General features: G+C 37.2%; 11 protein-coding genes. 1 reads left to right on the top strand and 10 read right to left on the bottom strand.

All coding sequences use genetic code 11. The annotated features are described in order from the left end of the window. Positions 1–613: 613 nt before the first annotated feature. The 6 genes from AC2VNP_RS13065 to AC2VNP_RS13040 all read right to left on the bottom strand — a co-directional run bounded on the left by AC2VNP_RS13065 (position 614) and on the right by AC2VNP_RS13040 (position 6,244). A complete protein-coding gene (locus AC2VNP_RS13065; protein ID WP_486917746.1) occupies positions 614–1,747 on the bottom strand; it encodes an MBL fold metallo-hydrolase in 1,134 nt (377 codons plus the stop codon). A gap of 64 nt (positions 1,748–1,811) precedes the next feature. Beyond that, positions 1,812–1,907, bottom strand: coding sequence for a cytochrome bd oxidase small subunit CydS family protein (gene cydS, locus AC2VNP_RS13060; RefSeq protein ID WP_373323124.1), 96 nt, complete (start codon positions 1,905–1,907; stop codon positions 1,812–1,814). A 1-nt stretch (position 1,908) separates the two neighbouring features. Then, entirely contained in the window at positions 1,909–2,964 is a 1,056-nt protein-coding gene (locus AC2VNP_RS13055; protein WP_486917745.1) for a cytochrome d ubiquinol oxidase subunit II, read from the bottom strand. Positions 2,965–2,980: 16 nt separating this feature from the next. Further along, positions 2,981–4,318, bottom strand: coding sequence for a cytochrome ubiquinol oxidase subunit I (locus AC2VNP_RS13050; protein WP_486917744.1), 1,338 nt, complete (start codon positions 4,316–4,318; stop codon positions 2,981–2,983). A gap of 292 nt (positions 4,319–4,610) precedes the next feature. Then, positions 4,611–5,231, bottom strand: coding sequence for a response regulator (locus AC2VNP_RS13045; RefSeq protein ID WP_486917743.1), 621 nt, complete (start codon positions 5,229–5,231; stop codon positions 4,611–4,613). A 2-nt stretch (positions 5,232–5,233) separates the two neighbouring features. Continuing rightward, positions 5,234–6,244, bottom strand: a complete 1,011-nt coding sequence (locus AC2VNP_RS13040; RefSeq protein WP_486917742.1) for a sensor histidine kinase — start codon at positions 6,242–6,244, stop codon at positions 5,234–5,236. A 379-nt stretch (positions 6,245–6,623) separates the two neighbouring features. Here AC2VNP_RS13040 and AC2VNP_RS13035 point away from each other — a divergent pair, with 379 nt between their 5' ends. Further along, complete coding sequence (locus AC2VNP_RS13035; protein WP_486917741.1) at positions 6,624–7,829, top strand: TsoY family (seleno)protein; 1,206 nt, start codon at positions 6,624–6,626, stop codon at positions 7,827–7,829. Positions 7,830–7,981: 152 nt separating this feature from the next. Here the strand turns inward: AC2VNP_RS13035 and pssA are convergent, their stop codons facing one another. The 4 genes from pssA to AC2VNP_RS13015 all read right to left on the bottom strand — a co-directional run bounded on the left by pssA (position 7,982) and on the right by AC2VNP_RS13015 (position 12,218). Further along, a complete protein-coding gene (gene pssA, locus AC2VNP_RS13030; protein WP_486917740.1) occupies positions 7,982–8,674 on the bottom strand; it encodes a CDP-diacylglycerol--serine O-phosphatidyltransferase in 693 nt (230 codons plus the stop codon). A gap of 260 nt (positions 8,675–8,934) precedes the next feature. After that, positions 8,935–10,962, bottom strand: a complete 2,028-nt coding sequence (locus tag AC2VNP_RS13025) for a DUF6449 domain-containing protein (protein WP_486917739.1) — start codon at positions 10,960–10,962, stop codon at positions 8,935–8,937. Further along, the gene (locus AC2VNP_RS13020; protein WP_486917738.1) at positions 10,937–11,836 is read right to left on the bottom strand and encodes an ABC transporter ATP-binding protein; all 900 of its coding nucleotides are present in this window, start codon (positions 11,834–11,836) and stop codon (positions 10,937–10,939) included. Before AC2VNP_RS13020 ends, AC2VNP_RS13025 begins: the two co-directional genes overlap by 26 nt. Continuing rightward, positions 11,829–12,218, bottom strand: a complete 390-nt coding sequence (locus AC2VNP_RS13015) for a GntR family transcriptional regulator (protein WP_486917737.1) — start codon at positions 12,216–12,218, stop codon at positions 11,829–11,831. Before AC2VNP_RS13015 ends, AC2VNP_RS13020 begins: the two co-directional genes overlap by 8 nt. Positions 12,219–12,412 lie beyond the last annotated feature (194 nt).

Genomic DNA, 12,412 nt, shown 5'->3' with positions numbered 1-12,412 from the left:
TCGTGTGCGCTGGAGGAAAATATTAGGAGAGCTCACTAACGAAATGACCGCTTTCGTGTGCGCTGGAGGAAAATATTAGGAGAGCTCACTAACGAAACCACCGGGTTCGTGTGCGCTCGAGGAAAATATTAGGATACCCCACTAACGAAACGAACGCTTTCGTGTACACTCGAGGAAAATATTAGGATACCCCACTAACGTAACGACCGCTTTCGTGTGCACTAGAGGAAAATATTAGGAGATCTTACTAACGAAACGAACGCTTTCGTGTGCACTAGAGGAAAATATTAAGATACCCCACTAACGAAACGACCGGGTTCGTGTACGGTTGAGGAGAATATTAGGGGATTCCATTAACCTAATATTAGTAATTAGTGCTCCAGTGTCAGTCTTGGCTTGTAAGACAACTCCAACCAAGCTATTTAAGATTAATAGTCTAATAGAGTAAAGCAACAATCTTAATAAAAGTTGTCCCTTAAAAAGACTAAACCAAGTACCCAGCACCCGAACATGATCGACGGCGCTAGGCACTTATACTTGACTTATCTGTAGTCATTCAGAGCTCTACCTTATTTGTCTTTTTACAGAGCCTTATAGTCTTCTCCCATACACATTAACTCGTATGATGAACTGCACAACGGTTCGGACCTATTTCTAATTCTTGTTTGCGCTCTTGATCTGCAGTCTCGACACCACGATTGATCGAAATGATTTCCTCGAAGTTTGGCGGCTTTACAGAACTTGCTGATTTTTCAACTTGAGAAATAAAATCCTCTTTATCCGTTTCAAACATCGTTTTATTTTGCTCACGAACTTTACCTAAGGTTTGTCCAATATAATTGTATGCATTTCTTTCCGTTTCAAAATCGGCATAATGCGCTGGAAGAACAATTACATCATCCGCAATCTGAGCCACTTTATCATAGACCGTATGGTAAAGATCATCGGCCCACTCTTTCACTTTTCCACCTAAATCTGGACGGCCTAAGCCACTAACAAAGATCGTATCTCCAGAGAATAATAGCCCCTTATTTACAAAGAAAGAGACACTTCCTGGTGTATGACCTGGTGTTTTAATCGCTAATACTTCGACAACCGCATCTTCAAATTCTATTTTTTCAAAGTTTTCTAGAGGATTGAATTCAAAGACAGCTCCTTCACTCTTCATGATGTAATATTGTGCTCCAGTTTTTTGAGACAGCTCATAACCACCTGATAAATGATCGGCATGAAGATGCGAGTCGACAATATGGGCAATCTCCACATGATGTCGTTTCGCTGCTGCTTCATATAGATCAACAAAGCGAAGCGGGTCCACAATTAACATTTTATCGCCTGAAATGACATAGTAAGATAAACAACCTTTTCCGACTCTAATAAGCTGGTATACTTTGATTTTTTCGTCTTCATACACTTTAGCTTCGTACAAATACTCACTCCAAGATTTCATACCTCCTGCTAAATAAAACGTGCGAAGTCCTTCTTCCTCAAGTTGTTCGGCAACAAATTTCGAAGAGCCTTCTTTTGCACAGACGACAAGAATATCTTGATCTTTTGGCAGCTGGTCAAGATGCTGCTCAACTCCGTCTAAAAAATCAAAGTACGGAATATTTACAGATGTTATTTTTTCTCCTTCAATTTTCCAGTCTGTGTAGTCCTCATTGTTTCTTACATCTAAAATAAATAATTGTTTTTTGTTCAAGATGTACTCAAATACTTGTGCGCTTTGCATTGATTTTTGTGTCATGAAAATTACCTCCAATAGTTGTTTTATAGTTTTTTTATGATCAAGAAGTTAATCTTCTATCACCCTATGACTTTGGTTGACGTGCGCCCCATATAAATAAGATTGCAACTGAAATAACAATGGTTAGAAGTGGTGCAACCATGATGAGGAAAAAGTTCATACTAAACCACCTTCCTTTCCTCTTCGGCGTGCTCGTCTACTTTAACCGTTTCGCCTTTCACATAAGAAGCGTCGAATAAAAATAGTCTCATCAGCATGTACAGCGATGGAATTAACAGAAAGAGTCCTGCAATAAACGCAATAATTAAAGCTTGGGCCATCGTTTCATTTGTAAAGCCATCATAGATGTTAATATACGGATAAAGCAGGTACGGTAAATGAGAAACCCCGTATCCAAAAAACGCAAAAGCAAATTGAAACATTACGAATATGAAAGCCAGTCCATACCGCTCACCTTTCCAGATATAATAGACAGCACCTAAGAAAAATAGCAGTGACAGTATAAACATCCAGCCGACATCGACCATGTTTTGAAAGTGCTCAGGATTGTGATTGTTTAGCGCGAAAAATACGAGCACACTAGCAATGATCGTCGGTGTTGCCCAAGTCAGTGCATAGTTACGCAAAAGCTGAAGCGCTTCATAATCCTTAGCTTTGTTTGCGTAATAGCTTAGAAAGGCTGACGAAATAAACAAGATACTAACAATCGATAATAAGACGACACTCCAAGAATACATATTTGTGAAAAGCTCTTTATACTGCAACAGTACATTACCATTCTCAACGGTAATGAACCCACCTTCTGAAATCGTTAATACAACCGATAATGACGCTGGGATTAACAGACCCGTAGCTCCGTATAGAAACGAATACACTTTACTATCCTTGGCACCATACGTTCCAAAGGCATAGTAAGAACCACGGATGGCTAATAAAATAATTGCCACACTTCCTGGAATGAGTAATGCTGTCCCAAAGTAATAAGCGGTGTCTGGGAAAAAGCCGATAATGCCTACAAAGAAGAACACTAAGAATACATTCGTCACTTCCCAAACAGGTGAAAGATATCGCTGAATTAAGTCATTCATAATATGATTTTTGTTTGTTAATTTACTATAGTAGTTAAAGAAGCCAGCTCCAAAATCAATCGAAGCTACAATCAAATAACCATATAAAAAGATCCAAAGAACTGTAATACCAATCATTTCATAGCTCATGTCCTATCACCTCCTTTTAACTGATACGTCGTTGCTCTTCTTTTAACTCCACTTCAGGCGTGTTGTTCTTAAACATCTTTCGTAAAACAATTGAACAAGATACTGCTAGAGTGACATAGACGATTGAAAAAATAACGAGCATCGTATCGACATGATCAGCTGTTGTAGCTCCCTCTGCTGTTTTCATAACACCTACTAGAATCCAAGGCTGCCTCCCTACTTCAGCAAGGATCCACCCAACCTCAATAGCTATCATAGCTAGCGGTCCGCAAATGATAATCGACCATAATAGGGGCTTGTTGTACAAATACTCCTTCTTCCATTTGGCTAACCCGATATAAATAACTGCAACAGCCGCTAAATACATACCAATGGCTACCATGATGTCGAACATATAATGGATCCATAATGGCGGCACTTCATCTGCTGGAAAATCATTCAACCCAATTACTTCAGCACTTGGCGAACCATGAGCAAGAATACTTAGTCCATATGGAATTTCAATGCCGTATTTGAGTTCATTGTCTTCTGTTAAGATGCCCCCTAAATGAAGCGGTGCTTCTGTCGTAGTTTCAAAATGTAATTTCGATGCAGCTAATTTCTCAGGTTGATATTCTGCTAGAAATTTTCCAGATAAGTCCCCAATCACAACGGTCGCAATGGAAAATACGAGTGCAGCCACCATTGTTATATGAAGCGCTTTCTTGTGATACACATGGTTTCTCCCTTTTACGATTTGATACGCAGAAATCATCGCCAAAATAAATGCTGAGGTCAGATAACTAGTAATGAGAACGTGGGCAACTTTCGTTGGCATAGCCGGCGTAAACATCGCTGCGATTGGGTCGATATTCGTAATGACACCATCCACTAACGTAAAACCTTGTGGGGTATTCATAAAAGCGTTAACCGCCGTAATAAAAAATGCTGACGCTGATGCTCCAATAACAATTGGAATAACTAATAAAAAGTGTCGCATTCTACTCTTAAATCGATCCCACGTATAAAGATAAATGCCTAAAAAAATTGCCTCAAAGAAAAATGCAAAGGTTTCCATAAATAACGGTAACGCTATCGTTTGTCCTGCTACTTGCATGAAGTTTGGCCATAGTAAACTCAGTTGCAATGCGATTGCCGTTCCTGTTACAACACCTACTGCAACCGTGACGATGAAACCGCGGGCCCAGCGCCTTGCTAATAACGTATAATGAGGGTCTTTCCGCTTAATTCCCATCCATTCCGCTAATGCGATCATAACGGGAACACCTACACCGATCGTGGCAAAGATTATATGAAACACTAACGTAAAGGATGTAAGTATTCGGCTATATATGACCGGATCGTACTCAAACATAACAATTTCTCCTTTCCTATTTTGTTGTTAACGAAAGAACCGACTAATTAATGAGAGCAGCATCATATGCCAGTGACAATAAAACAAACCTCAAAGAGCCAACGCTCTTATTTTGTGTTTTTCTCCACAAGACTCCCTTCTTTCGTATCTCTTTAGTCATTGCCTTACGTTGTATACCTAGAGTGTAATCAATCGTCAATATCAATCACATAAGGTTTTTCCCCTATATTTAAGGTAAAAATGAGGATTTTATGAACGAAAAAAGCTTAACGGCTTGTTCACCGTTAAGCTTTTAGATTTCTAATAAATGGTATTTCTGAGCAATTTCGATCCAATCTGCCTTGGATTTTATATTTAACTTCTTCGTAATATTATGTCGATGTGTTTCAACCGTTTTCCTTGAAATAGACAGTTTTTCTGCGATTTCCTTTTGGGTGTGACCTAATACCGTTAACACAAAAACTTCTTTTTCTCGCGATGTAATCGGCAAGGTTAACTCATCTTCATCCTCATCCCATTCCTCTGTCAGTTTCCCCTCAAAAAACTTCTTTCCGCTCATTATTAAGCTTAAGTATTTCATCAACTCATCGCCGTTAAACCTTTTGACCATATAACCGTTCGCACCAAGTTTATAAGCCTTTTTTTGATAGGAGATATCATCATGCATAGAAAAAATAACGATCTTTGCATCAGGAAAAATCGAACGCATTTCACGTAAAACTTCAAATCCATCCATTCCGTCTGGCAGAGATAAATCTAGAATAATTAAGTCAAACGAATACTCAATCGCTTTTTTTATAGCTGTTCGCCCATCTTGTGCTTGAATAATATATTCAACACTAAACATATCTTTTATTAATAATGCTAAACCACTAGCTACTACCTCATGATCGTCTACAATCAGTACTTTCACAGTTAACACCCTTTATTATGTATATCTACATACCCTTCAACCTTCGTTGGACCTCCAATTCTACTATCCCAATTCACTTCCCCGTTTATCATCGCCATTCGTTCTTTCATATGATACAACCCAAGCCCTTTAAACTTCGTTTGACCGACATCAAAACCTTGTCCATCATCTATAATTTGAAACATAATTCGGTCTTCACTTTCAGTAAACTTAATCATTATGTCCTTGGCTTTTCCGTGACGAACGGCATTCGTTACAGCTTCTTGAATTAAACGAAATAATTGCAGTTCTACTTCCTTCGATAATTGATACTCACGTATTTGATAGGCTAATGTAAAGTTCACCTTATAAAACTTTTTCCAGTCTTCTACTGCTGATTTTAAAGTTGCCTTTAACCCGAATTGATCAATCGCTTGCGGTCTTAATTGTTTTGTTAATCGTTGGATATTGTCTAACGTCTTCTCTAGTGTTCCCTCGATTTTACGAAAATGACTTTGATAATCTTCATCGGTAATATGGTGCTTAACCCCCTGTAATCCTAAAAACGCACTATATACACCTTGAGAAATATCGTCATGCAGTTCCATCGCAATTGCTTTTCTCTCTTTTTCTTGTGTCGCGATCGTATCTCGGATTAAGAGTTTCTTTATTTTCAAGCGTTCTTTTTCTGATGTCCATTTTGGATTTCGAAGGATGAGTACCATAAACTCCATACCCTCTAGCGGAATTTTTGTCGTACTCATTTCAAATGATGTTTCTTTTTTCCCTTTATACGTCGGCATATGAGCTTGAAAGCTTGGAAGAGGATCTTCATGTGCGAGAATACATCGTTCCTCACCTGGAGCCACCTCTCTCATCTTACAGTACGAACAATAAGGAACTATATCTCCAAGTTCCCAACCCGTCATTTCTTTAGCTAATTTATTATGATAATGAATCACACGATCCCTATTAATAATTACGACCCCTTCAGATAAATCATCCACCACTTGTTTAAACCACTCTAGTTTCATGATTTACACCCCCATAGCAAATCTCTTCTTTAAACTAATATCAAATAAAAATAGAAATATCGAGGAAATCAAGACCTGTTCACAAAATCTTCTTTTTAAAAGTAAAAATTAAGTGAAATTACTTATACGTTAATTATGATTATTAAGTAAAAGTATCTATATACACCTTAAGGTATACAGCTCAAGTTTACGTTTTTAAAATCATTTCTACACTCTTCTATCCTCTTCTAAATATCCCCAGAATTGAGGGGTCATATGAATTCAGAAAGACATTCACACTAAAAGAGACAAAATAAAAAAGAGGTTTACAACATCAAAATTATTTGATATATTAAATTTACAAAACATATACCCTATAGGGTATAAGGAGGAGAATAAAATGAAAAACAATTACAATCCACTGTACTTTTTAGCTGCACTTGGAAATGGTGGTCTTGCCGTATCATTTTTCATGTATTTAATGTTTATGGTTCCACATCCAGATACACCAATGGCAACATTTAATCACATCTACCCATATGTCACAGGGGAGAATACATTTATCTCAATTTCTATTGTAATCGCTTTACTAGCGATGATTTATTTCGCATTTAAACATTTCGAGAAAGTCATTTGGAATGTGAAGCAGTTCAATAAGTTCAAAAAAACAGAAGGATACAGAGCATTACGTTCTTCCAATGGTGAAGTTGCTTTAATGGCTATCCCATTAACGTTTGCAATGATGATTAACGTTCTATTCGTCTTAGGAGCCGTATTTGTTCCTGGTTTATGGGATTACGTACAATTTCTACTTCCATTTGCTTTAATCGGTTTTATGGTAGTTGGGTATTTTGCATTAAAGATCTTTGTAAGAATGATGACTCGTTTCATGACGACATCATCTTCATTCAAAGAAGAAGCAAATAATCACTTTAGCCAATTGCTTTCTGTATTTACGTTCACAATGGTTGGTGTAGGTTTCGCTGCGCCGGGAGCGATGAGCCATAATCTAGTTATTTCAGCTGCTGGGATCTTCTTCTCTATTTTATTCACTGTGCTAAGTATGATTTTAATCCTCATTTGGATTGGTCTAGGATTACGCTCTATCTTTAAAAATGGGTTTTCACTAGAAGCTAGTCCAAGTGTTTGGATGCTCATTCCCATATTGACGCTTATCGGAATTACGGGAGTACGTGTAACTTCTGGGTTAGCACACAACTTTTTAGGAACTGACCCACACCCTTTAATCTTTTTTGTAGGTTTAGGTGCAGTGATTACTGCTCAAATCGTTATTGGAATTCTTGGTTACTCTGTCTTAACGAAATTGGGTTACTTTAACACATTTGTTGGAGGCAACAAGAATAGTGCAGGTAGTTACGGACTCATTTGTCCAGGTGTGGCCTTCTTCGTATTAGGAATGTTCTTTACACACTGGGGGTTAGTACAAAACGGGGTGATTGATAAATTCTCAGTTGCATACTTTATCATCCTTGCTCCATTCGTATTCGTACAGTTCAAAACCATTCATGTACTATTTAAACTAAACAAAAAACACTTTAACTCTACTGCAGTAAAAGAACCTAAAGTTCAAGAAAAAACAGCTTAATATTAATGCGTGCAGGATCATCAAGTGATCCTGCTAGTAACCTGTTTTTAATGTAAAGTAAACTTTCCTTTTATAAGTAGATACCAAAAAAGCTAACAGCAGATTTAGCTGTTAGCTTTTTTCACATCTCATTCGATACCTGATACCAATAGTTAATCGATATCCTTTTTGTTCTTTCCTTTCACAAACCGGTACGTGACGTAAGCAATGTACAAAGGAGTAGCAATATAGATCAAGTACGGAAACTGTCCATAAAACCCTTTGTAAATGACAAATAGCGCGCACCCCAAAAAGATCGTGACGATTGTCCCGTATTTCGGTAACGGAATCTCTTTTAAGCTAGGTATTCGTAATTTACTAACCATTAAAAAACACAATCCTGTAAACACGACTGTTGTAATAATATTTGGTATTAGTTCGCCAAATAAAGTGAGAATCGCTAAAATTCCCCCAGCCGCAGTAATCGGGACACCAATAAAATAATTCATCGATGACTTCGTACTGACATTAAACCGGGCTAATCGATAAGCCCCAAACAGCGGAAATAAACCAGCAACCATAAAGCCTAATAACCCAAATTGATAAAAGGATGTATAATACACTAAAAAGGAAGGTGCTACGCCGAATGTCACGATATCAGCTAATGAGTCTAACTCTTTTCCTAAAGCACTCTCTGCTTTTAACATTCGGGCCACTCGTCCATCCATACTGTCTAACATCATTCCGATAATGATTAAGATAGCCGCATTTTTGTATTCCCCTGTTGCAGCATACCCGATCGATAGGAAACCACAATACAAGTTCCCTAACGTAAAAAGGTTCGGGATGCTCTTTGTAAATCGCATATGTTGTCACCACGCTACTTAAGATAAATTTCCTTATGAACCAAACCATACTTTTTCTATGATCGTTCATTAACAATGACATATTGTTCTTATTAAATAAAAGGAATCCGTATATTAATAAAAGCAAAAATAACCTGTTCTGTCAAAGATTTATTGGTTGGGTCTTCTATACTCGACCTTAAAAAGCATTTCTCAAATCATATATCAAAGTGAAAAATAAGACTGTATCTGATCGATACAGCCTCATTCTAGTATTCACTTTATTTCTCAAAATACTCTTTCACAAACTTAGGCTCCTTACCTTCAGCAAATGTATAGAAATCAGGATATGAATGTTGATGATAGTAGAATGCAATAATGTATCTTCCATCACCACCCCACTGTGACGATTGTAATGCTTCCTCTAATTGTTCAGGCCCTTCAATTTTTAACCCATTTTGCTGCATTTTAATGTTTTCCTCTAATTCATACTTACGAATATAATCATACATATCCATATGTTCATCCATCTTAAAAACAATTGCATGTGAAATGTCTTTAGGGGTTACTCTTGCTTGGTCTCGTAACCCTTTTTGTTCGAGCCAACGATCCATTTCATCGTAAGATTTTTTCCATACCGTATGAATCCTTTTTTCATTTGCCCATAAATATTCGATATAAGCCCACGGTTCACGTCTGTCATTCATGTCTGCGTATGTTTCAGCTTCAATTTCAGATGTGAGTACTTGATGGAACTCTTTCATTTCTTCAGGATCCGTTAAGACCACTCTTTTCCCTAAATGCGTGTGTAATGAAATTCGATCGAGCGTGGATAAATCATTATCAACGGTCAACACTGGATTTTGATTACGTCTATGTTCTTTTGATTGATAAATTGGTTTGTAGAGTTCGTCGTATACTTCCATTGGGATACGATACTGTCTTACCAGGGTCTTACCGCTTTCTAAGTCGTATCCGAAGACAACAAATCCTGTGTCTCCACTATAATTTTCAATCATAGCCTGATCACGAACAATTTGCTCGTGTAAGCGACGAATGTTCTTTATATTCTCTTCTTCCTTATAAGAATAGGACTGTCTAATATCTAATTCTTTGTCACGCGTTGAATTGTTTGACTCCTCTTGCTCTTCCACTTTCAATTCATCCAAAAGAGGATAAATACCATTAGACATATATACTTGATTAACATTCGCTAAATCTGGAACTTTTTTCTCGAAGCCTAAAATATCAAACTGCATGACAAATGCTACTAAAATAATAGCAACCATATAGATGAGATAGCCTTTCCATTTCGCAAACACTCGCCACGACTTTTCTATGATCATTTCAGCAATAAAATAACCAATAATAGATCCAGCGATGTAACCAAAGATAATCCATCCTATTTGTTGATTTTGCATTGCTCCAAAATAGAGCCCACCAACTAACATGGAACAAACCGTAACCCCATATTTAAATATTGGCCGCAGTGAACGGAAGGCAATCGCCTGCGTCGCACTTTCCACACTTCGATTCTTATAAACGAATAACGCGGTTACATAGAAAAAAATGATAAACAAAAGATAGGAGATGATCTCTCGTAAAGTTAAAGGTGTTTGAATGACTTCAACTATCCGGACAAACGGTAGTATTCTTTCAATGTTTTGCATTAAATAATATTCCCCAGCAAAACCGAACAAGAAAAACTCTAGGTTCATGAAGAAAAGAACCATTATGCCCGTTGGAAAAATAAGCATGATATAAATAAGTGCTCCTTGTAAAACAGACATTCCTGTGAGCATTGCTACAAAAACACCTGCTAAGAAAACAAAAACGTTAAAAAGTAATGATACTCCCATCCAACTAAGAACAGAAGAAAAGGATAACAATTCTTCAGCTGGTAAGACGGTTCCTAAAATCCAAGCAATCAATCCTGTTAAAAAAATAGGGACAAACAGAATAACAATCCCTACTAAAACATGTTGGTTAAATAAACGTTCTCTTTTTACCGGTAAGCTATGTACAAAGTCACTTGATGCTTTGACTTGAATATAGCGAAAGATAAAAATCGAAAGTAGTACCGGCATTAAAAACATTAAAAACACTTGAAACTCGATAGAAACCTCAAATAAACTCGTAACAGGCCTTGCAAAAAAAGAGTGCTCATGTCCATCTCTCGTATAGGCCATCAAAAGCTGTAGTGGCAACGCAAACAATAAACATAAAAAATAAGCAATTCCGACCCAGCCGACACTTCTTAAATCTTGGATGAATATACCTCGATTAAACGATAATGTTTTCGATAGCATAACCGACATCCCTCATTTCATAAATAAAAATCTCTTCAAGCGTTAAAGGTAATACATCAAAAATAGCAGGTTTGAACGACTGTATATGAGACGTCACCTTTTCCTGACTCCCTCTAACTATATACAGCCTTACACTGCCGCGCTCTTCTTTGTACAACACATCAATCCCATGTAAAAAGATCGGCGGTACCTCATGTTTAAAGGCGACTTGGATCTTATGAATATCTGATTTCAGATCATCTAAGTCTTTTTCAATCATCAGTTCCCCATGATGCAGTATACCAATTTGATCACACAAGTCCTCTACTTCTCTCAAGTTATGTGAAGATATCATAATCGTCATTTCTCGATCAGCTACATCTTGGATCAGGAGATTTTTTACTTTATTCCTCATAACCGCATCAAGACCGTCGAGCGGTTCATCCAATATGAGCACCTCAGGCATTGTTGATAAAACTAACCAAAATGCTACTTGGCGCTGCATCCCTTTGGATAAACGATGTATTTTTTTATGGACATCAATCGGAAACACTTCTTGTAATCTTTGAAAACGCTCTTCATTCCAGTTAACATACATACTTTTATAGAAATCAGCAGCCTGCTTAATGGTCGTGTTTGGAAAGAAAAATAAAGAATCTGCTAAAAAAATTACGGATTGCTTACGGTTCACATTTTCAAAAATAGGCTCACCGTTAATGAGAACTTCTCCTGTATCTTGTTTGTAAATACCCGCAATCATTTTCATTAAGGTCGTCTTTCCTGCACCATTGGAACCGAGTAGTCCGTAGATCGAACCTTTTGAGATTTGTAGATTTAAATTTTTAACTGCTTCAGTTCCCTCAAATTCTTTGCGAAGATTTTTTACTTCAATCATTTTCTTCTCCTCCCTTCACTGCCTCCTCAGCAATCGCAACTAGAGATAAAATGTCCTCTTTCTTCATTCCTAGATACATAGCTTCTGATAAAAGCTTCACCAATTCTTCTTTCATCTTCTTCACCTTTTCATCATTTTTCGTTTCTGATTGAGGAGCAACGTACTTCCCTTTCCCTGGAACCGAGTAGATGTATCCTTGGTGTTCTAATTCACGGTATGCTTTTTGGATCGTATTCGGGTTGATCGTTAATTCTTGTGCTAAAGCTCTAACTGAAGGTAATTGTTGGTCAGCTACGAACACCTCATGAATAATCAACTCTTTCATTTTTTCTACTAACTGCTCATAAATCGGTTTTCTACTTCGGATGTCTAATTGAAACATGACTTCCTCCTTTCTAGGAAGCTTACTTTTATAGCAATAACGTATTTCTTTTTTGAACCATTTAACGTGTTACGCTCACTAACTGTACTATTTATCATATTACAGTTTTAATTATATATGACAAAATTGAGTTTGCAACCATTTTTTTCTAATTAATTTGCTAATTTTAGGAGTGAACACAAAATAGAGATGCA

This window comes from Alkalihalobacterium sp. TH-98, assembly GCF_057473385.1.
This window is presented reverse-complemented; position numbering and strand designations above follow the sequence as displayed.

Coding starts and splice junctions, on each gene's coding strand:
- pssA (WP_486917740.1), bottom strand. CDS start 8,674: ATGCGATTTACAAAGAGCATCCCGAACCTTTTTACGTTAGGGAACTTG.
- AC2VNP_RS13050 (WP_486917744.1), bottom strand. CDS start 4,318: ATGTTTGAGTACGATCCGGTCATATATAGCCGAATACTTACATCCTTT.
- AC2VNP_RS13035 (WP_486917741.1), top strand. CDS start 6,624: ATGAAAAACAATTACAATCCACTGTACTTTTTAGCTGCACTTGGAAAT.
- AC2VNP_RS13055 (WP_486917745.1), bottom strand. CDS start 2,964: ATGAGCTATGAAATGATTGGTATTACAGTTCTTTGGATCTTTTTATAT.
- AC2VNP_RS13020 (WP_486917738.1), bottom strand. CDS start 11,836: ATGATTGAAGTAAAAAATCTTCGCAAAGAATTTGAGGGAACTGAAGCA.
- AC2VNP_RS13025 (WP_486917739.1), bottom strand. CDS start 10,962: ATGCTATCGAAAACATTATCGTTTAATCGAGGTATATTCATCCAAGAT.
- AC2VNP_RS13015 (WP_486917737.1), bottom strand. CDS start 12,218: ATGTTTCAATTAGACATCCGAAGTAGAAAACCGATTTATGAGCAGTTA.
- AC2VNP_RS13065 (WP_486917746.1), bottom strand. CDS start 1,747: ATGACACAAAAATCAATGCAAAGCGCACAAGTATTTGAGTACATCTTG.
- cydS (WP_373323124.1), bottom strand. CDS start 1,907: ATGAACTTTTTCCTCATCATGGTTGCACCACTTCTAACCATTGTTATT.
- AC2VNP_RS13040 (WP_486917742.1), bottom strand. CDS start 6,244: ATGAAACTAGAGTGGTTTAAACAAGTGGTGGATGATTTATCTGAAGGG.